This window comes from Vibrio hippocampi, assembly GCF_921292975.1.
GTDB lineage: Bacteria > Pseudomonadota > Gammaproteobacteria > Enterobacterales > Vibrionaceae > Vibrio > Vibrio hippocampi.
In genome coordinates this window covers 1555185-1574135 of sequence record NZ_CAKLCM010000003.1, presented here as the reverse complement: position 1 = coordinate 1574135, position 18951 = coordinate 1555185, and the positions used below count along the sequence as shown (strand labels likewise).

Here is an 18951-nt window from a genome sequence, read left to right as displayed (position 1 = left end):
ATGAAGTAGGAGTCATAACTATTAGCTCTTTCTTTAATCAAACTTTCCTTAATCAAACGACAGCTGAATGGTTGCTGAAGCCTCATACTCACCAACGATGACCTCATCATTGGTGGTTTTAGTCGGGTAGGCTTCCAATTCAAAGGTATATTGTTCTTGGGCTACACCTACATTGGAGTAAATATCGTGATTGACTTCATTCATCGTCGTTGGATTAAGAATCGTACCAGTCCCATTGCGCTGCTTGACCACAACGCCTAGATTGTCATTGTGACTACTGCCTGCGCGATAGTTGGCTTTAATAACATGCGGATAGTTGCTATTGGCAGGTGTGGCAAACAAAGCCATTTTAACTGAGTTGTCAGCTTTAAAGTCACATACATAAGTTAAGTCGAATGAGGTTGCGGAGTAGTTATTTGGTATGGCTCCAGCGTGGTCAAAGTTATTGCCCCTAGTTGGTAGGAGTTGAACAACATGGTTTTCGACCTCCGGTACACACGTATGACTAAGCGCATCAACATCGATGTCAATTGACAGTTGCATCCAATAATCATTGGGGTTATTTACCGTAATAGGATCGACATGTTCCGATACCGTAGCGTAGATGGTGGCAATGGGCTGATTAGTCATGGTGATTTGGTTGATGACGGGCTTAAGTAGGGCAATCGTCACTTCACCTGTCATTGCGGTCTCAACCTGGAAAGGCTGGAATCCTTGATACCAGCGAGTCGCAGCATCGCCTGCAAAGCCTAGATTTTGCCCCGGTTTGCAAAGATGGTCGGTGGTTTTGTAGTTTGTATGTTTTGTGGATTGCACATCTAGGATATTCTTGGTTACCGCGCTCGCAGTTGTTCCTGCTGTAATTAAGTCAATCTCTACTTTAAGGGCGATGTAGGGGTTAATTTGGAAAAAACCTGAATCTGTAGTGCCATCAGGAAATGTCACGGTCGTTCGTGGGTATGGCACATTGGCACGAAAATGGAGATAGTCTGGGTTGGTTTGCCCATAACAACGGCAGAATACTAATCCGGTGTTAACCTCTCCTCCCGCTTTGGTGTAGCTAATAGTATTAAGAACAGTACCCATGATATTTTGTTGTGCTGTTAGCGTTCCAGTAAATAGAGAAGGGGTAAAAGAAGGCTCTGTCTCGTAGATACACTGACCAATTTCCAACGCTGCAACCTGTGCTTGGCTAAAGGCGGTGTTATAAGATGCTTGGGGTTTTGTTGACCATGCAAGGCTGATGATGAACACGATGAACAAACTAAGGCTAGCAATATATTTGTGCACGGGGGCAGCACCTGTTTGGTTACTATTCATTAATTGATACTGTATATTCATTTCGGCCACCATAGTCGTTGATCGCTAAGAAGCTTAATTCCTTAAGTTGCGTCTGCTGGGATACCGGCAGTATCACCTCAGATTGAGGTGAAAAAATCGCCAAATTATCCATTGTCGCTTTGGGTAAGTCAGGTAATTGATGGACCTTTGTTACGGCAAAATAGTATGGCGTTGGGTTTTCAAGAACGATGCCTTTTGCTGTACGTCTAGCCGTGATGTTTTTTTCAGCCGAAGGTCTGTCTTTCTTCAGGCTTTCTGGACGATAAAACAGCTTTACCTTGGTAGTGATGGCAATGGCAATAGCGTTGTTCATCTGGTTATCACTGGCTATCGGAGGGATTTCTTGCACATTGATATAAAACAGTGACTCTTGATCCTTAGACAAAGGGGCAATGTTGATAAACTTCACCTGCTGAACAGATTGACCACCGATTTTGAACAAGGCGGGGTAAATGGCGAAATAACTCTCCTGCGCCGAATGAGTATAGTTTTCGACCCAAACCTGACCGCCGTAATCTCTTTCTTCACTATTGGTGACTTGCACCTCCATACTCTTTGCCGTTTCATGATAAACAAAACGAGTCCCATCAAGACTGAATGCGGCCCATAACGGCAAGGGTATAAATAGCAGTAGGGTCAGTAGTTTACTTACAATAGACATTTTGGATCGGTTCTCCATATTGGTATGGGGTGAGGGTGCTGAGTTCGAATTGACAGCTCTGATTAGCATGACTGCTGGTTAACGTTGAGACTTTATTTTCTGCGGTTAAGCTGAATTGCACCAAGCCATTGTTGGCAACAAAAGTCATATACTTTCCAGACTCCGTCAGCAATTGCGTACCAAAAGGAATCGCTTGATTGTGTTGATCAACAAGCTTGAACATATAACGTTCAACTTTAGTGTATGGGTACTGCAAATGGTGTATGGAGTATTTAGTCGGTACTAGACGCTGAATACTGTTGTCTAACTCAATCGTTTCTTCAATGTCACTGGTGTTGACGGTGACTTTATTGGGTCGGTTCGCCGACAGGGTAATCACGGCATGACCACTGCTGTTGGTTGAGGTGCGTGAGTTAACTTTTACGTCTTTGATTGCTTCAATATCGGCGACGGCGACCGTCGTGCCTCGGTTGTTGGTAAGTGTGACGCTCTTGTCATTCCATAATCCGACCATCGATCCGGCGATACTCGCAGAGACAGTATGGCGGTCTTGGGTTTTGCTCACCGTACCACTCACGGTTGCAAGGTCACCTCGATAACTGGCTCTCGCCGTCGCCGTTTGTAGAGCTTCCTCTTGAGTACTCGTGGCACTCAATCCATAACTGGTTTTATCGTCAAGCTGATGCGAGAAATTCAGGTTGTTGACAAAGGATTCTGTACTGTCGGTGTAATAAAAACTATTGGACAAGAACTGGCGAACGCCTAAAGGCATACCCAAGTTAAATGAGATGCTGTTGTCGTTACTATACTGGTTTTCTTGTCTCGATAACGCCAGTGAATACGATATGCTGCCCCAATGTGAGCTGAGTGTTAGGTCATAACCAGTATCGCGATGACCGCTACCCCAGTAGTCTTGAGTCCATCCTGTCGCATTTAAGGAAAATAGGTCAAAGTGATTGTTGACGACCAGCTCATAGCGGTTTTTATTGCGCGTATTGTCAAAGGAGTAGCTAGGGGTATAGTTACTGAAGTCAACATAGTGCTTATCGTTGTAGTGATAACCCACAATACGCAAGTCAGTAACCGAATTGACTCTTTTTGCGTATTGTAACGACAGAGATAGACCGTTTAGCCACGAATCTTGACGGTGGTTGTAGGCGTTGGAAACACGGTTTTTTAATGAGATAGCCCCGATTTCTCCCAACGATTTGGTGATGCCTAGCCCTATCGCTTGATAGTTTTTATTAAGCAGTCCGCTACTGGTCAAGCCCAAATCATCTAAACCAATTTCATAGTTCATATTGAGAAATAGAGAGTCGTTAAAATCTAGGTTCTTTTTTGAACCGATAGAGAATGCATAACTGCTGATGCCGGGGCGAATCATGTCGGGCAGGGTTGTCATTGGGTAGATTTTAGTTTGAGTTTCGCCGTTGTCCTCGGTGATCACAAGTTTAATATCGCCGTTGCCGTTGGGTATGTAATTGGTGAATTCAAACGGACCGGGAGAGACTGTCACTTCAGTCAGCAAGAGATCATTTTGGTAGACACTTAAACGAGCGGTGGTTTGTGCTACTCCGGTCAGCACTGGCGCATAGATGTTTTGTGTCCAGTCTCTAATGCTGCTATCCGTTTGTAGTGTCAGACCGTAGAACTCAAAACTGTTAAACGTAGAAGGTTGAGCGTACAAAGTACCTGCATATAATTCACTGTTGTGTGAATACAATGAACGATAAAGCTGGGTGGAGGTACTTTCGATATTGGTGTTGTCTGTATGAGCAGACAATCGATTAAGCAGAACCCAAGGACCTAAATTTAATTGGGTTTTTGCGCTGCCATAGGCGACAGCATCTCGGTCACTATTTTTATACCAATTGAATTGATAATCCAGTTTAAAACCTGGCTCACCATAATCATATTTTACATCACGATTTCGATTATTATTGAGGTATAGTTGAGGAATAGAAATATATACAGAGCTGCGTTCTGGCTTATACTCGACAGTTGAGTAGCCGATTTCTTCTATCGCATAGCACTTGTGAACACTATTGTACCACTCCTTCATTAGTGCGTAATTGACGTTGGCTTTTTCTAACCACTTTGGGTCTACACACAGGGCCTGGCTAATAATGTTTAGTTTCGTGATGCCTTCAAAAACAGGAGTGCTATTAATATAGACTTGGTAATAATCTTCGACCTCTGGAATTGATTTGTTGCTAAGTCGATTAAATAATGACGGGTCAACCTGATTGACACCGCGAATAAAGTTGAGATTTAAACCCGAACTATGATTAGCGAGATCTATTTTAGCGATATTGATGGTGTTGACATCAGATTCACTTGTCAACTTTTCGTTATTTGCCAATACAGATAAGGCAAAGGGATAGACAATCAATAACAGCAATGCTCGCATTTTGGACACCAATATGGAATAAAGTCATTAACTAGAGGAAGACAATTAAAGCGAGGCTTTGCTTAAGCAAAGCCTCGATATAGAGAATGGTTATTTATAAATAACCGCAAAGGAGACGTCACTCTTAACGCTACCTGCTGTTGCGTTTACAACAGGATCACCATTGCCATCATCACCCGATGTATTGAGCATTTGAGCTGTGAATTCAGGTGCGAATCCAGTCGCTGGTACAGTGCCTAATGAAACAACACCAGTGTTTTGACTAATTGCTGTCGCGCCGTAAGCAAGACCAATGTGTACGCCTGTTGCGCTGCCTGTCGTATTCGCTAGACCTTTGTCACCTAAACCATTTGAACCAAATACCCAATCAATCTCTGCATCCATTCCTGTAAGTGCGTCACAAGTACCACCTGATTTTGGCTCAATGGTAAAGTTCACAGCTGGTGCCATAAGATCGGAAGGTGCCATAGTGCCTAGGTCGATTCTGTCCGACTCAACACCGTCTTGAACAGGGGTAAGGTCACAAGTCGCATCAGTTACTGCGCCGTAAAAATAGACAGTACCTGTATTTGCTTGAACTGACAGACTGCCAAGCATAATCGCGACCGCACTAGCACTAACGAGTAATTTATTTTTCATATTTTTCTTCCTAATTAAATAAAGGTTTTTCATGTTTCACATCAATAACAAACCATTTTGCTATTGAATGTTTGTGAACGGTAAATAATTTTGTACAACGTGAACAACAAATGATGCATACCAAGAAATAAAACTAGTCGTTATCAATAAATGACCAATAGATAGTGCAGTTGGTTATTTATAGCTATGTTTTTGTAATTATCACCGTGTCACTCAATATTTATAACTCATGCAAAATTGCATTTATGTAGGATTAAATAGACAAATTGGAGGTTTGATAATATTTGCTATTTTTGGAGGTGTTTATTTGTAGGAATAGGTGGAAAAGTAGATTTGGTTTCTATTTTATATTGACTATCTATGGCGAGGTTTATAATCATTGCCCACACGTTGATGGTCACTTTGAGATATATCTCTTTGGTTTTATTATATGAATGATAAATTTATGTTACTTATGTTAACATTTTTTGTTAGCACCAATTTGCTTGCGTCGGAATTAGCGGTTGATAGCCAAGATAATATTGACGATGCGATGTTTGATATTGAAGAGGATAAAGTGACTTTAGATCCGAAAAAATGGCGCTATATCACTCAACTAAAAATTGGTAAATCTGATGTGGCTAATCAGAAATATGGTGGTGACTACGGCAGTAGTGTCGGTTTTCGTTTTGGCGCAGCGTTATCCAAGCAGTTAGTGGTGGGTCTTGAATATAATAATACCGATGTTGTGGATTCGGCACGCCACAGTTTGAGCTATATGGGACCAAACATCACCTATCATCACTGGTTAAATGATGCCGTCAGTGCTTATGTTGGTACTGGGGTCGGCGTTAAGTTAACGGATAATTTTTCCCAAGATTCTGAACAAGAAACAATACGTGATGCTTTTCCCTATTTAGATATTGGTTTTCATTATCAATTATCTGAGCGTTGGCGTATTGGTGCGGGCTATCGAAATGCGTTTCGAGTCACTCAAGCGAATGACTCCTTAAATGATGTTTATATGTCATTGAGCTTTATTACAGCGGTGAATCAGCCAGAACCTAGCCCAGTTATTGTCCCAGCGCCATGTCCTGTTTGTGAGGAGGCTCCAATCCCAGAGCCAGAACGAGAACTGATGACCTTGGCTATTTCTTATTTCGATTTGAATGAAAGCCAACTGCCGCCAATCGAAGAGCAAAAAGTTAACAGCATCATTCGTACCATAGACAGTGAAAATGGCATAGAAAAAGTACGAGCCAATGTAAACACTGATGGCTCTGGTATTGCTGAGTCCAATGAAATCCTCTCCGAGCAAAGAGGAAACTATACACATGAACTCATAAAACGTGCCACGACTCTCGATGATGATGACATCATTATTCATACCCAAGTCAATGACCACTCCGAACGATTCTCTCGCTGCATGTTAATTGAAACAGGTCAGAAAAGAGCGGACTGCCTGCAACAAGATAGAAAATTAGAACTAATTCTTTACCCCCAAGAATAAACACAAACAAAACAAGGAAAATAATATGAAAAAAAAATATAGCATTGCAGCGATGGTGGCTGCACCACTGATGCTAAATAGTTATGCATTCGCCAGTGCTTCTGCCGATTGGCTAGATGAAGTTGATCATCATATTGACTCAGTGCGCTGGGAGCGCAACTTTAGCGTAGACAACAACGTTAACGTAGACAACGATTCCGATCCGGCTTCAAGAACCATCAACAACGGGCTTCGTCCAGACCTTGATGTAGAGGGCATGTGGTGGACAGGCTGGGAGGATATTGTTGGTACGACCGAGCTTTATGAGGCACAAACTTGTGCAACATTGATGGCCAGAAGCACCCCGACATTAATGCTGAAAGATGATCTTGCAGAAGACTGTGTTGAGGTCGTATTTTATGAATCGTTTGATACTGAGCGTGGTACAGGATTCCAGCCAATCTCAAGTAAAAAAACGACGCCAACGGTGGCGATCCCTTATGGTTCGTTGAAAAAATTTAACAGCTACGGTAGTGGTCCAATGTTGTTGAAATATAATTCTATTTGGGCACAAGCAGGGGCAGACCTACAAGGTTATGTGTTGTCACTGTCAACTCCATACGGAAGCGCACGAGTTGATACCAAAGGCGGTATACCACTTGCTGCAGGTAACTACAAACTGGCATTTAAAGTTAAAGCGAGTACTCATTCAGCTTTAGCTAAATTTGCTGGCGTTAGTACTCATATCTCTGGCGATTATATAGACATTCGACAAAATGATTATGTGCAGGCTTTTTGGAATAATACCCACTGGAGTACGGTCATTATTCCGTTCAGCTTAGTTGGTGAAGACGAGGTAAGGCTTTCATTTGAAGATATCTTCAATGGTGTACAAAACCGAGGCAGCATTATCGATGATATCGTTGTATATAAACTAGACGGCACGATACAATAATTTAATTAGATTATTTTAAAAAATACGACCAGCTAGGCTTTTCACGCTAGCTGGTATTTGATTTGCGTTGTTTAGGTGGGAAGATAGAGACAACTTTAATTTATTGGATATTAAGGTTGATTATAAGAAGATACAATATGAATGCCTCTAAAAAAGACAACGAATTTTCATATCGCACAATTGTAATAACTAACAATGAGCTATTTTATTGTGGAATAAGGTATTTGTTAGAAAAGCTATCGAATATTAGAGGTGTGGATTATGTTAATGCCTCTAAATTAGATACTGCAGAAATTTCAAAAAGTGATTTTATTATCTTAGATTGGGATAGCAGTAAACACCCTATCAATGAACTTCGTAAGTGTGTTGCGCTTTCCAAAAGGGTTCTGGTGTTTAGTCAACAGAGCTATGCCTTTATTGGTACTCTGTGTATCAAGTACAAAGCGGCTGGCTACATGTGCAAGCATAACACTATGATCCAGATAAATAAGGTGGTAAATCAACTGCTGCAAGGTGGTTGCCATTTTGAGGTGACGCAAACCAAATTGTCTCTGTTAAGTAAAATGGAATATCTCGTCGCAGAAAGCATATGTGAAGGCTTAACGAATAGAGAAATTGCTAATAAATTGAATATCAGCGACAAAACCGTTAGCACCTATAAAATGAGGATTTACAATAAACTGCAGATAAAATCTAATAATTTACTTTATGAGTATATTAAATGGTACTAATCATTAGAGGATTCTAATGATTAGATAACATCAAGTGATGAATTACTTTTCGACCTCTTTTAATAAACTTGCGTAGACGCCATTTAACGCAAGTAACTTATTATGATTTCCTTGCTCGACAATCTCACCGCGTTCAAGAACTAATATATTGTCTGAGTGACGAATAGTACTTAATCTATGCGCAATCGCGATGACGGTTTTTTCACTAAATAAACGCTGCATCGCTTTTTGAATCAAGTCTTCGGTGATGGAGTCCACCGAGCTGGTGGCTTCATCTAACATCATCACCTGCCCACCTTGAGCGACCGCTCGGGCAAATGAGATCAGTTGAGTCTGTCCCGCCGAGAGGTTAGAGCCGTTTTTATCCAATTGAAACTGATAACCTTGCGCCAGTTGTTCAATAAACCGATCGGCATACACATAACGGGCAGCTTGTTCAACATCAGCTGAAGTCATGTCGGGTTTACCCAGTGAGATATTAAAACTGACGCTGTTCTCGAACAAAAACACATCCTGCATCATCAGAGAAAACAGCGGCATCGTGTCTTGGCTAGAGAGCTGCGATAACTCAATCCCGTTCAGCAAAATGCTGCCTTCATAGCCTTGGTAGGTTTTGCTGATCAGCCTTAATAGGGTCGACTTTCCTGAGCCGGTTGAGCCGACTAAGGCAATTTGATGACCTTTTTTAAGGGTAAAAGAGACATTCTTGAGCACGTAAGGTGTGTCGCTGCGATAGCGAAAGCTGACATTGATAAACTCCAGCGATTGGAAGGTTTTGAGAGACTCGCTGACTTGTTGCGACGGCAGTAGGTTCAATCCTTGTTCTTCAATGGGTTCGACAAACAACTCCTCAACATGATCAAACGCGGCAAAGGAACTCTGGATGGTGGCGATCTGTGAGGTAAAATCACGCAGCGGCACGAATACCTTTTCTAGTGTATTAATAAAGGCGATAAGGACACCAAGCGTCAGGGTGTTTTGCAGGACTTGTTCTGAGCCATACCAGATCATGATCGCGATAGTGACCGAGGTAATTCCAGAGATAAACGCAAACAAGATAGCGTCGTATTTGTTGACCTTCATTTGTGCTTTCAGAAATTGATCATTAAAGCCTTTGTATTTGCGCTCAACCTCTTGTTCCGCACGATATAGCTGTACCGTTTTGACGCCCAGAAGCAGTTCTTGTAGATAACCAATCCCTTTCGCCAGTGCCGAGCGGGTGATCTTATACATCGCCCTGAGTTTATTGCGAATATAGGCGGTGATCCACATCACTGGCGGCATAACGATAAGCACGATCAGGGTCAGTTGCCAATCGATGAAGAACATCATAATCAGTAGCGCAACGGTGGTCAGTGAGTCTTTCACCAAGCCCACGATGTTTTGCACGAACGACTCGCCAATGGTCTCAAGATCTGTGGTCAGCCTTGAGAGCGTAATACCATGCGGACGATGGTCAAAATAACTGCGAGGCAGTTTAAGCACACGAGCAAAAAGCGCTGAACGCATATCGGTGATGGTATGTTGCCCGGTTTTTCTTAGGTTATAGGAATAGATGGCATCAACCACATAATTGACCGCCAACACTAACACCAGATAACCGATATCTAACCATAAACCTTGCTCGATGCCTTGGGTTAGATGGACGTCAATAATTTGAATCACCAGCCAAGGAAACAGTAGACTGCTGGCGATGGAGAGCGGCAGCATCGCGATACCGGTCCAAGCCCACGTTTTGTACTTGCTGGCAAAATGGAAAAAGTGTTTTAAGTATTGAATGTCAGCCGCTTTTAACATGCTTGCGCCTCGGTTTCATTTTGCTGTAGTTGCCAAGTATTTCGGTAGTAAGAGCAGGTTTCTAGGAGTGTTTGGTGATCGCCCGATGCGATGATTTTCCCTTGATCCAACACCATGATTTCATCCATATACTCCAACGCACTGACGCGATGTGATACCACCAACATGGATTGATGGGTCAATTGAGCAAACAGATTTTGCAGAATTTTTCGCTCTGTTTCGTAGTCGACGGCAGACAGCACGTTGTCCATGATAATAATATCGCTGGACTCGAGTAGCGCTCTGGCGATGCTTAAGCGCTGTTTCTGACCACCTGAGAGCATGATCCCTTTTTCACCCACAAGGGTGTGCTCTTGTTGTTCAAATCGTGCGACATCGTCTGCCAGTTGGCTTAACGCTAAGATCTCTGGCACCTTCTGTTTGGCGCTGGTGGACTCTGCGCTTCCAAACAGCACATTGTTTTCGATGCTGTCTGAGAAAAGGTAAGGGTCTTGCGTAATGGTGCGGATAAAGCGGCGAATATCTTGTCTGGAGAAACTCGTAATGTCGCGATCGCCAAGAAACACGCTATTGCTGGGGATATCAAGATGATGGTTTAAGCAGTTCACCAAGGTGGATTTCCCCGAACCTATTGCCCCGAGCAGCCCTAATTTCTTCCCTGCTGGAAGCGCAAAACTGATGTTATCAAGGATCGGATTGTCATCGCCTGGGTAGTAGAAAGTCAGGTTTTGTACTTTAAGGGTTTGCTTACGCAGTTGTGAGACTTCTTGTTCGGAGAGTTGTACGTCGTGCTTTTCAGGCAGAGATTCATTGAGGATGACCTGAACGCTATCGATGCCCACCATCCCACGCTGATAGAGCGAGGCAACACGCCCAAGTTGCATCAGAGGGAAAGCGAGTAATACCGAGTAGGAAAGAAAGGCCGTGATCTCACCCAGCGTTAATTCTTGGTTGAGCAGCATATAGCCCCCGAGTCCCAGTATCAGAATCTTCATGAGATTATTGGCGTAATCCAGCACTGGCATAATAAAGGTTTGGATCTTGGTGATGCGCATACGACAGCGCAGCAGCAGTTGGTTGAGCTTGTTGATTTCTTCTTCAACCCAAGGTGACATCTGCTGGTTTTTAATCACATCAATACCGGACAGGTAGTTCATCAGTTGTGACGATAGGTTTTGTAATCTCTGAAGATGTTCGATGTGCAGAGCTTTCATGCGCACGAAACCGAGTCGAAAAATAATAAACGCAATGGTAATTGGAATCACCGAGTAGAGGGTCAATTCAGGGGAGATGCGCCACATCCAGAGCGGCGTTAACGAAAGGGCAAAGAGAATGTTGACCACTTGCAAAAAGCCGACACCGAACAGCAAGCGAATACCGGTGAGATCATTATTGAGTATTGATATCAGTTTGCCCGAAGTGAATCGCTGATGAAAATTATTGGGCAGGGCATTGAGCTTGGCGAGTAAGTCATTTTTTAATACCGCTTCGGTGATGCGTCCCGGATTGAGGGCGTATACCCGCGAAAAAATGCGAGTCACAATCATCAATATCGACATCACGATCACGATCCAAACATATTGCTTAAGCTGACCGTGTCCCGATGAACTGACATCATCGACCAGATCAATCGCCAACTGGATATAGTGAGGGATCTCGACCTGCAGCCAGTTCACCGCAAAGATAAACAGTGTGGCTAATAGATAGGATTTTTGATTCAGACGCAAATAGTGAACAATAAACTGAAACTTGGTCATGATACCCCTTGAGAATTGACCGAGAAATAAACACGGAATCAAACGCGGTAGAGTGGTTTGCCCAGTGTGCTAACGGGTTAGTGTACATGGGATAAAGGTAGAACACATTGATTCTAGGCTAAAAAAGCCGCTAGAGTCAGCGGCTATAAAGGTCAATGCGTTGCTCGTCGTGTTAAGCGTCAATGTTGACCATGGATATGTCGAAATTCTTGCTTGATGGCATGGAGCATGTTGATGGCATTGTCGGCGGGCGCCTGAATGATTTTGGTGACCGGAAACGCGCCGGTTTGCTCGATTTTTATCTCGGTATCAGAGAGCAATTCAATCGTGGTTCTATCAAACTCAAAATTGCATAAGTTCACATCCATAATGGCACTCGCCCACTCGATTGCCTGTGGATTTTTATGGGTGTAAAGATTGGTTAGCACGCCGGAGCTTCCGTCCGGCATCGGCAGCAATTGATCAACAATGCCGTCGTCATCGCTATCCCAGATAAGCAGTTCTAGTTCCCCCTCTCCATCACTGAATGCATTGATGGGATAACCACTTTCATCTAGGGTAAGCAGCACTTTGGTGTGGTTTTGTACGCTGGGCGTCGTCGCTGGAGTATCGGGGGTCGCAATAGAGTCAAGAAACTGGGAAAAGGAGTATTGTAGGTAGGCGGTAACTTCTTCATTGTCATTAATATTGATGCCACTCGGCGCATCGGAGTGGGCGGTATTAATGGAGATTTCCGGCATGTCTGATAAGAAGGTTTCAAACAGTTGGATTGCTTTTTCTCGTTCGCTAAGTGTTGCAGTGACTTTACTCATATTTTTAGCCTTATCATTTGTTAAGGGGTAAAAAGACGGTGAATAAAAAGACGACAATTACTAGGGGATGATTTTGTAGAAGAGTGTTGTTCATACAGTAGCAAAGCTAGATAGAGATTCAATGCTTAAACTGGGTCAAAATTTGTTGTTGGCAGGCGTTTATATTGATTTGAGAACTATCGCGCAAAAAGAAAAAACGCCAATCAAAAAGATTGGCGCTTTGCAGATGTTGTGACTAGCGAGGTGAATTATTTCGCTGTTACAGAGAATGCGTCAACGCGAACTTCTGTTTGCTTACCGATGTCACCACCTGTTGCGATTTTAGACGCGTCAGTGATGTGTAGGCGAGTGTAGATAGTTGCTGTTGTGTTGCTACCGCTGTTGAAGTCAACAGACGCTTGACGGAATGAAGACTTAAGCTCACCTTTAGGAGCGTCAGCAAGATCACGTACGTGAATTGCTTTTTCGCCTAGAACTTTACCATCAGCACCACGCGCACCCGCGATGACGTCAGAGATAGAATCTTGACCTTTCTTATCCATTAGATAGAAAGACATCACGTAGTCAGTGTTTGGTTTTAGACCCGTAATTGTTTGCTCAAGCGCAGGCTGAGCAGTGAAGTCGTCGCCAGCGTTTCTGAAACGCATACGAGCAGAACCTTCCGTTTCAAATGCACTGTCTTTAGAACTACCAACATCGCCTTTACCAGCTTTGTTGTCTTCAACTTGAACCCATACCTTGCTGTTACCTTTGTTGGCACGGAACTCAGTTAGTTGAGGATCAACAACTAGGTTGCTTGCTTGTACTGCGCCAGCGAAAAGAGTAGAAATTGCTAGACCTAGATACACTTTTTTCATTTGAATCACCCTTACATTTTGATGGTATGTCCTTTACGGAATGTCTACATACTAATGGTATTGTATGATTTAACCTGATTTGGTAACGAGAAATGTGAACTGGGTAGGCGTTTTAATTTCACATAGTGACCTAGGTTAAATTTTCCAAAGTCTATTTGTATCAGACGAAGAGAAATATGAGGCTTGTCAACGAGCTAGGCTAATGATGAAACGGCTAATAGGATAGTTTAGACTGGGTGTTGTGCAAAAGTTGAGCATTAAAAAATGGTATAAAAAAACCCAAAGAGCAGGCTCTTTGGGTTTAGAAAGCTTCAAGCTAGTCAGCGAATCGCCAACCGATCGAATAGTCAAAAGCCTATTAGATACCTAGAGCTTGACCACCACCGATTTGTAGAGTTTCAGCAGTGATAAATGACGCATCTTCGCTGACTAGGAAAGAGATAACAGAAGCGACTTCTTCTGGTTGACCTAGACGACCTAGCATGATGCTGTCAGCCCAAGAAGCAAATACTTCTGGCTTAGTTGCTTTGATTTGTGCGTGGAACGGAGTATCGATAGTACCTGGAGATACAGCGTTAACACGGATTTTAGCTGGAGCAAGTTCTTTAGCAAGTGCACGAGTTAGCGTGTGAACGGCTGCTTTAGAAGTACCGTAGATACCTGCACCTGGGCCACCTGCGTTCCATGCTGCATTAGAAGTGAAGTTGATGATAGACGCGTTGTCTGACTTCTTAAGGAACGGGATTGCAGCGCGAGATACGAAGAATGCGCTGTCTAGGTTAAGTGCCATTACGAAGCGGAAGAACTCAGTTGTCATTTCTTCGATTGGGCTACGACCACCTAGGCCACCAGCGTTGTTAACAACAACGTCGATCTTACCGTATTTTTCACCGATAGCGTTGATGTTTGCAGTTACAGCGTGCTCGTCTGTTACGTCAAAACCGTAGTACTCAGCTTCGATACCCGCTTCTTTAAGCTCAGCAACGCGCGCTGCGCCGGTCTCGTCTTCGATACCGTTTAGAATAACAGTGTAGCCGTCTTTACCTAGACGTTTAGCAACCTGGAAACCGATGCCGCCGGTTGCACCAGAGATAAATGCAATTTTATTAGCCATGATAATATACTCTTTGAGTGAAATGGATGAATCTATTAACCATCGATTGAGTGCCGGTATAAGACGGCACGATATCTACTTATTCACGATGTCTATCTATTACTGTAATGAGCAAGTGCCTTACAACAGGCAAATGCTGGAATAGGCGAAGATAGCCGTGACAATCGTTAATAAAACATACGGTATTTTTGTATTACAAATAGATTTTAAGGGCTTTAGCACCAGAGTGCAAACCGATTTATGCGCTTGGCGACCCAGCAAATTCTCAATTCGCGGGTCAGCTCTCATTTTCCAATGATAAACTTGAGGGTATCGTCACGTTAAATCCACCACATAAGTGGGCGGTTAACTGGCTGCTCGCACATTCCCTTTTCGTAAATCATTTAACACCGATGCTTTGGGTCCATCCGCGATAATGGTCCCTTTTTCCATCACAATGACCCTGTCTACGACATCCAACATTGAGGTTTTGTGGGTGATTAATATCAGGGTTTCACTACTTTTTAGCTGTTTCAGCTGTGTTTTAATGTGTAACTCAGAACGGTTGTCCATCGCACTGGTCGGTTCATCCATAATAAGAATAGGCGGTCTTGCCAGCATCGCCCGAGCCACGGCGACCGCTTGGCGCTGTCCTCCAGATAGCATTGCGCCCCCTTCACCTACTTGGCGTTCTAAACCCGCGGGATCTTGTTGCGTAAACACCGTTACCCCCGCGCGGTTGGCGGCATCAAGTACATCGCGATCATCGATTAATGGACGACCAAGGGTAATGTTGTCGCGGATAGAGCCGTAAAAAAGGTTACAGTCTTGCGGAACACAACCGATGTTGCGTCTGATATCCACATGGTGGAGCTGATCGATATCGGTTTCATCAATGCGCACATGCCCCTCGGTTGGCTTGTAAAGCCCCATAATCAGGCGTTCCAGTGTGGTTTTTCCTGACCCAATGCGACCAATAATCGCGACTTTTTCACCGGGATTAATGGTCATCGTGAGATCGCGGATTGAGGCGACGGGTGAGTCTGGGTAGTGAAAGGTCACTTTATCTAGCTCAATTTTTCCCTGCATCACGGGACGGTGAATATAACGTTTGCCCTCTTCTTGTTCATCGGGCATTGCCATGACTTGTTCAATGATGGACATGGAGGATTTGGCTTGATTGTAGCGTGTTGAAAGCAGCGAAAGCTGAACCAAAGGTCCAATGGCACGACCGCTCAGCATGGTGGCAGCAATCAATCCACCCATGGTAAGCATGCCGTCAGAAATCAGATATACCCCAAGAATGACCATGGACACATTACACGCTTGCTGCACAAAGCCAGCGGTATTTTGAATACCATCGGTAATTCGTTTGCTCTTGATGTTCCAGTTTGCCATGTGCGCCACGGCTTCTTCCCAGCGGAATTGGTATTGGCTTTGGGCACCGAAAATCTTCACGGTTTCCAGCCCGGCTAAACTCTCGATTAAGTTGGCGTATTTTTGCGAGGCCAGTCGTGAGCCTTCATCAATGGTTTTGCGCAGCGGTCCTTGAATCAACAGGGAGTAAATCACCAGAATGACAACGCCGACAATCGGAATGATGACCAGATTCCCAGCCATCAACCAGATCAAAACCAAGAACAGGATGGCAAAAGGTAAATCAATCAGCGAAGCGACCGTAGCGGAGGTAAAGAATTCGCGAATGGATTCAAACTCTTGCAGATGGCGAGCAAAAGCCCCAACTGATGGGGGACGCGCTTCCATACGAATGCCCATCACCTTGCTGAACAGTTTAGAAGAAATCAATATGTCGGACTTTTTCCCCGCCACATCAATAAAGTAGCTGCGCATCATCTTTAGCACTAAGTCAAAGAAGAACACCACGAAAATCCCCGCGGCAAGCACCCACAGTGTTTCAAAAGCGAGGTTAGGCACCACTTTGTCGTAGACTAAGCGAGTGAATAGAGGCGCGGCAACTGCAAACACATTGATCAAGATTGAAGCGATCAATACGTCTCGGTAAATTCGTTTAGATTGCCACAAGGTGCTCCAGAACCAGTGACCGTCACGAGTTTTGAGAACCTCAGGGGAGCGCTCGTCATAGCGGAATTGCTTTTTCACCAAGAAATAGCGCCCGAGAAACTGTTCGCTGATTTCTTCGACAGGCACTGAAATCGGCACCATTCCAGATTCGAGAGTGATGATCTCCGCTTCGTTTTTCTCTTTATCTATGCTGCTGAGGACACAGGCATCTCCCCCTTTAAGCAGCAAAATGACCGGAAAAACCATGCTGGGGATTTTATCGATGCTGGCGCGATTTTCTTTGGCGACCAGTCCAGCTCTCTCGGCGGAACGAGGCAGCAAAAAGGGCGTTAGCTTTCCATCCGAGAGAGGGAGACCATTGATTAACGCTTCAGGCGAGTTAGCTAAACCATAGTAGCGACTAATATAGATCAGCGAATTCAGTATTGGGTCCTTCATACACCGGCCACCTTGTTATTTATCTACGATAAAGCCTTGGAAAATATCAACGAAATGCTCCGAGAGCAGATCGAGTTGCGTCTGAGTTTCTACGCGAGAGGCAATGGTAGTAATGCTTAAATTATGTGCCGTTCTTGAAACGGAACTTAGGGTGAACTTCTGTTTTTCATCGTCTAAATGGTGCGTATAGAGATAATCAAGCTTCACATAATCGGGTCTAAATTCATTTAGATAGGCAAGAGATTTGAAATGACGACCGTAATTGTCGACACCAAATTTAGCGCCCGCGCTGCGAAGTGCATGACAGAAAAGGGCGGTATTGTCTGGGTTATCGACGAAGCAGATCTCTGGGATCTCAAAGTGCAGCTTGTGGGTGATGCGACGATGTTTATTGAGAACGCTACTTATCCAGCGAATAAAGCTCGGCTGTTCTAGGCTACTGGCTGCAATGTTGATCGCGATAGGGTCAGCGGTGTCATCGCGTTCCAGTACCTTGATCACCGACTGGATCACGTGTTCATCAAAGAGTTGGCTAGCACCTAACTGTTCAAGCGCCAACAGGTATTGGTTCGCGGTATAGCGCTGTTCGCCGGTATCAATCGAAGAGAACACCTCTTTATGAAAGATATCACCGCTTTTGCTATTTGCGGCTTGAAATCGGAACTGTACCCAATCGTTATTGATGGCTTCTTCAACCACCATTCGCCATTGCTGTTTACCGAGAGTTGTCGCATGCGTTTGCGACGAAATATAGCCGTAATCAATTTCAGGGTTGGATTTGGCTTCCGTCAATGCGTTGTCGAGAGTCGACAGCATTTGCGAGCTATCTTTGTGTTCTTGGCTATAGACCACGCCAAGCGAGGCTTGTGCTTTACTCAGACCCGTTGGGTCAGAGCTCATGTCTTGAATGCAGCTAACGATCGCGCTGGCGACCATCTTAAGCTCGTCTTGATCAATATTGGGGAAGATAAAGCCAAATTCGTTCGAGGAGATCCGCGCGATGGTGCAGTTCGGAATATTGATGGTAACGGAAAGCAAATCCGACAGCTCTTTTACCAACTCATCACCGGCGTGGTAACCCTGATCTTTATAAGCCTCTTTGACAAACTGTGCATCAAGAATGGCTAAGCCACCTAATGAGGATTCGGATAACCACTGTTCAAGTTGGGCGGTAAAGTAGGCGCGATTACCCAATTGAGAAACCGAATCCATATACGCTCTTTCACGTAGCTGTTGAGCCTCTTTGGCTTGTAAAGAAAAGGAAATTTCAAGGTGCTTACTCATGCTATTGATTCCGTCAACGACGGCGATGAGGTCTTTGGTGTTGGGGCGTTCTAAAGGCTGACCAAATTGTTTGTTGGCGACTTGATCCATTTTTTTCACAATGGCATTGAGCGGCTTGAGGGCGCGTCGCAATATCCAAGAAATGGCAACCAGTCCCAGCAATAGAATGGCGACGAACACCAAAGCCAAGTTTTTGAACGCATGCCAAAGCTGAGAATAGGCGCTACCGGGATGACTGATGATTTCGATTTGAGCCAGTTGCAACCAACCGCTAGTGACGACTCTGGAATCCATTATCGGTTTAAACAGTTCCAAATGAGAAAACCAACTGGGCACATCATTGGGTGCAATAGGGTATCGGCGGATGATCTCTTGGTTGTTATCCAAAAAGACCAAGCGAACCGTTGAATAGGTGCTGCCATCAAATAGAGCATTAATGACGGACTCTACCGCGACAGGGTCTTTGTCTTGCAAGTAAGGAGCAAGAGCAAGACCGACCGTGTTGATGGTGTTATTCACTTCTGAGCGCTGCTGCTGCTCTAAAAAGTTTCTCGTGGTGTTAAATTCAATAACAAACACCGAGACTAAAAGCATAATAAATACGGCAATCATACCGACTACAAGCTGTCTAAATAGTGTCATAGTGATTTACTCGTCCTGATTAA

Annotated in this window: 14 protein-coding genes; 3 read left to right on the top strand and 11 right to left on the bottom strand. The window is 44.1% G+C overall.

Annotated elements, in window-relative coordinates; genetic code table 11:
* Positions 1-48: 48 nt before the first annotated feature.
* The 4 genes from L9Q39_RS19900 to L9Q39_RS19885 all read right to left on the bottom strand — a co-directional run bounded on the left by L9Q39_RS19900 (position 49) and on the right by L9Q39_RS19885 (position 5051).
* Positions 49-1341 carry a fimbrial protein gene (locus L9Q39_RS19900; RefSeq protein ID WP_237486970.1) on the bottom strand — a complete coding sequence of 431 codons (1293 nt, stop codon included), beginning with the start codon at positions 1339-1341 and terminating at the stop codon, positions 49-51.
* Positions 1313-2002: a fimbria/pilus periplasmic chaperone gene (locus L9Q39_RS19895; RefSeq protein ID WP_237486968.1), complete on the bottom strand. Its 690-nt coding sequence runs from the start codon at positions 2000-2002 to the stop codon at positions 1313-1315. The genes L9Q39_RS19900 and L9Q39_RS19895 overlap by 29 nt, the downstream gene beginning before the upstream one ends.
* Complete coding sequence (locus L9Q39_RS19890; RefSeq protein WP_237486966.1) at positions 1986-4412, bottom strand: fimbria/pilus outer membrane usher protein; 2427 nt, start codon at positions 4410-4412, stop codon at positions 1986-1988. The genes L9Q39_RS19895 and L9Q39_RS19890 overlap by 17 nt, the downstream gene beginning before the upstream one ends.
* A gap of 90 nt (positions 4413-4502) precedes the next feature.
* Positions 4503-5051 carry a fimbrial protein gene (locus L9Q39_RS19885; RefSeq protein ID WP_237486964.1) on the bottom strand — a complete coding sequence of 183 codons (549 nt, stop codon included), beginning with the start codon at positions 5049-5051 and terminating at the stop codon, positions 4503-4505.
* A 445-nt stretch (positions 5052-5496) separates the two neighbouring features.
* Here L9Q39_RS19885 and L9Q39_RS19880 point away from each other — a divergent pair, with 445 nt between their 5' ends.
* The 3 genes from L9Q39_RS19880 to L9Q39_RS19870 all read left to right on the top strand — a co-directional run bounded on the left by L9Q39_RS19880 (position 5497) and on the right by L9Q39_RS19870 (position 8205).
* The gene (locus L9Q39_RS19880; protein WP_237486962.1) at positions 5497-6540 is read left to right on the top strand and encodes an outer membrane beta-barrel protein; all 1044 of its coding nucleotides are present in this window, start codon (positions 5497-5499) and stop codon (positions 6538-6540) included.
* A gap of 25 nt (positions 6541-6565) precedes the next feature.
* Positions 6566-7474, top strand: coding sequence for a hypothetical protein (locus L9Q39_RS19875; RefSeq protein WP_237486960.1), 909 nt, complete (start codon positions 6566-6568; stop codon positions 7472-7474).
* Positions 7475-7611: 137 nt separating this feature from the next.
* A complete protein-coding gene (locus L9Q39_RS19870) occupies positions 7612-8205 on the top strand; it encodes a response regulator transcription factor (protein ID WP_237486957.1) in 594 nt (197 codons plus the stop codon).
* A gap of 42 nt (positions 8206-8247) precedes the next feature.
* Here L9Q39_RS19870 and L9Q39_RS19865 read toward each other — a convergent pair whose 3' ends face one another.
* The 7 genes from L9Q39_RS19865 to L9Q39_RS19835 all read right to left on the bottom strand — a co-directional run bounded on the left by L9Q39_RS19865 (position 8248) and on the right by L9Q39_RS19835 (position 18928).
* Entirely contained in the window at positions 8248-10002 is a 1755-nt protein-coding gene (locus L9Q39_RS19865) for an ABC transporter ATP-binding protein (RefSeq protein ID WP_237486955.1), read from the bottom strand.
* Positions 9996-11759 carry an ABC transporter ATP-binding protein gene (locus tag L9Q39_RS19860; protein WP_237486953.1) on the bottom strand — a complete coding sequence of 588 codons (1764 nt, stop codon included), beginning with the start codon at positions 11757-11759 and terminating at the stop codon, positions 9996-9998. The genes L9Q39_RS19865 and L9Q39_RS19860 overlap by 7 nt, the downstream gene beginning before the upstream one ends.
* A gap of 179 nt (positions 11760-11938) precedes the next feature.
* Positions 11939-12571 (bottom strand): hypothetical protein, encoded by a 633-nt coding sequence (locus L9Q39_RS19855; protein WP_237486951.1) that lies wholly within the window; start codon positions 12569-12571, stop codon positions 11939-11941.
* Positions 12572-12819: 248 nt separating this feature from the next.
* The gene (locus L9Q39_RS19850) at positions 12820-13428 is read right to left on the bottom strand and encodes a hypothetical protein (protein ID WP_237486949.1); all 609 of its coding nucleotides are present in this window, start codon (positions 13426-13428) and stop codon (positions 12820-12822) included.
* A 358-nt stretch (positions 13429-13786) separates the two neighbouring features.
* Positions 13787-14542 (bottom strand): SDR family NAD(P)-dependent oxidoreductase, encoded by a 756-nt coding sequence (locus L9Q39_RS19845; protein ID WP_237486947.1) that lies wholly within the window; start codon positions 14540-14542, stop codon positions 13787-13789.
* A 345-nt stretch (positions 14543-14887) separates the two neighbouring features.
* Positions 14888-17002, bottom strand: a complete 2115-nt coding sequence (locus tag L9Q39_RS19840; protein ID WP_237486945.1) for a type I secretion system permease/ATPase — start codon at positions 17000-17002, stop codon at positions 14888-14890.
* 15 nt (positions 17003-17017) lie between these two features.
* The gene (locus L9Q39_RS19835; RefSeq protein ID WP_237486943.1) at positions 17018-18928 is read right to left on the bottom strand and encodes an EAL domain-containing protein; all 1911 of its coding nucleotides are present in this window, start codon (positions 18926-18928) and stop codon (positions 17018-17020) included.
* Positions 18929-18951 lie beyond the last annotated feature (23 nt).

Coding starts and splice junctions, on each gene's coding strand:
- L9Q39_RS19870 (WP_237486957.1), top strand. CDS start 7,612: ATGAATGCCTCTAAAAAAGACAACGAATTTTCATATCGCACAATTGTA.
- L9Q39_RS19900 (WP_237486970.1), bottom strand. CDS start 1,341: ATGAATATACAGTATCAATTAATGAATAGTAACCAAACAGGTGCTGCC.
- L9Q39_RS19865 (WP_237486955.1), bottom strand. CDS start 10,002: ATGTTAAAAGCGGCTGACATTCAATACTTAAAACACTTTTTCCATTTT.
- L9Q39_RS19880 (WP_237486962.1), top strand. CDS start 5,497: ATGTTACTTATGTTAACATTTTTTGTTAGCACCAATTTGCTTGCGTCG.
- L9Q39_RS19845 (WP_237486947.1), bottom strand. CDS start 14,542: ATGGCTAATAAAATTGCATTTATCTCTGGTGCAACCGGCGGCATCGGT.
- L9Q39_RS19890 (WP_237486966.1), bottom strand. CDS start 4,412: ATGCGAGCATTGCTGTTATTGATTGTCTATCCCTTTGCCTTATCTGTA.
- L9Q39_RS19860 (WP_237486953.1), bottom strand. CDS start 11,759: ATGACCAAGTTTCAGTTTATTGTTCACTATTTGCGTCTGAATCAAAAA.
- L9Q39_RS19875 (WP_237486960.1), top strand. CDS start 6,566: ATGAAAAAAAAATATAGCATTGCAGCGATGGTGGCTGCACCACTGATG.
- L9Q39_RS19850 (WP_237486949.1), bottom strand. CDS start 13,428: ATGAAAAAAGTGTATCTAGGTCTAGCAATTTCTACTCTTTTCGCTGGC.
- L9Q39_RS19885 (WP_237486964.1), bottom strand. CDS start 5,051: ATGAAAAATAAATTACTCGTTAGTGCTAGTGCGGTCGCGATTATGCTT.
- L9Q39_RS19855 (WP_237486951.1), bottom strand. CDS start 12,571: ATGAGTAAAGTCACTGCAACACTTAGCGAACGAGAAAAAGCAATCCAA.
- L9Q39_RS19835 (WP_237486943.1), bottom strand. CDS start 18,928: ATGACACTATTTAGACAGCTTGTAGTCGGTATGATTGCCGTATTTATT.
- L9Q39_RS19895 (WP_237486968.1), bottom strand. CDS start 2,002: ATGTCTATTGTAAGTAAACTACTGACCCTACTGCTATTTATACCCTTG.
- L9Q39_RS19840 (WP_237486945.1), bottom strand. CDS start 17,002: ATGAAGGACCCAATACTGAATTCGCTGATCTATATTAGTCGCTACTAT.